Origin of the sequence: Brevundimonas sp., from assembly GCF_030656255.1 — a bacterium.
GTDB lineage: Bacteria > Pseudomonadota > Alphaproteobacteria > Caulobacterales > Caulobacteraceae > Brevundimonas.
On record NZ_JAUSOE010000152.1, the window covers coordinates 1 to 1,370 of the forward strand.

Annotated in this window: 1 protein-coding gene; it reads left to right on the forward strand. The window is 66.4% G+C overall.

What is annotated here, in order from left to right; genetic code table 11:
* Window positions 1–942: ATP-dependent Clp protease ATP-binding subunit ClpX (gene clpX / locus Q7J26_RS15020; RefSeq protein ID WP_304937194.1), on the forward strand; the 942-nt coding region annotated here is incomplete at its 5' end.
* Window positions 943–1,370 lie beyond the last annotated feature (428 nt).

Below are 1,370 nucleotides of genomic sequence, written 5' to 3' on the forward strand. Positions count from 1 at the left end.
GGCAAGGCCAACATCATGCTGATCGGGCCGACCGGCACGGGTAAGACCCTGCTGGCCCAGACCCTGGCCCGCATCATCGACGTGCCGTTCACCGTGGCCGACGCCACCACCCTGACCGAGGCCGGTTATGTGGGCGAGGACGTCGAGAACATCATCCTGAAGCTGCTGCAGTCGTCCGACTACAACGTCGAACGGGCCCAGCGCGGCATCGTCTATATCGATGAAATCGACAAGATCAGCCGCAAGTCGGACAATCCTTCGATCACCCGCGACGTCTCGGGCGAGGGCGTGCAGCAGGCCCTGCTGAAGATCATGGAAGGCACCGTCGCCTCCGTGCCTCCGCAAGGCGGCCGCAAACACCCGCAGCAGGAGTTCCTGCAGGTCGACACCGCCAACATCCTATTCATCGTCGGCGGCGCCTTCGCCGGCCTGGAGAAGGTGATCTCGGCGCGCGGGGCAGGGGCCTCCATCGGCTTCGGCGCTCAGGTCAAGGAAATCGACGAGCGTCGCACCGGCGACATCCTCAAGGGCGTCGAGCCGGACGACCTGATGCGGTTCGGCCTGATCCCCGAGTTCATCGGCCGTCTGCCCGTTCTGGCGACGCTGGAAGACCTGGACGAGGCGGCCCTGGTCACCATCCTGACCGAGCCCAAGAACGCCCTGGTCAAACAGTACAAGCGTCTGTTCGAGATGGAGAATGTCGAACTGACCTTCACCGACGACGCCCTGATCGCCGTCGCCAAGAAGGCCATCACCCGCAAGACCGGCGCGCGCGGTCTGCGTTCGATCCTGGAAGGCATCCTGCTCGAAACCATGTTCGAACTGCCGACCTTCGAAGGCGTCGAGGAAGTGGTCGTCAATGCCGAGGTCATCGACGGCAAGGCCCAGCCTCTGCTGATCTATTCCGAAGCCTCCAAGAAAAAGGCCGACGGCGCCGCCTGATCAGGCCGCAGCCGCTGAATGAAACGAGGGCCGGAGCGGCGACGCTCCGGCCCTTTTTTCACCTCCCCGTCGGCGAAGGCCGACGGGGAGGACAGGCGGGAGCGTCAGCGAACGCCAGGAGGGGGCGACTCGACGCCAGACGCTCTTGAGGTCATCCCCACCACAGCCGGAGTCGCCCCCGCCTGGTCGCAAGCGCGACCTGTCCTCCCCACGCGCCTTCGCGCGCGGAGAGGTGACGCCTCCCTCCCTCTTTCGTCATTCCGGGCGAAGCGCAGCGGAGACCCGGAACCCAGCGGCGCCTAAGGCGAAATGGTCCCGCCGCACAATGCCGGACGACCGCTGGCGCCGCGGCGGCTGGTTCTAGGTCCGCGCCCCCTCCGTCACGGCGCTCTGCGCCGCGCCACCTCCCCCAAGGGGGGAGGATCTCC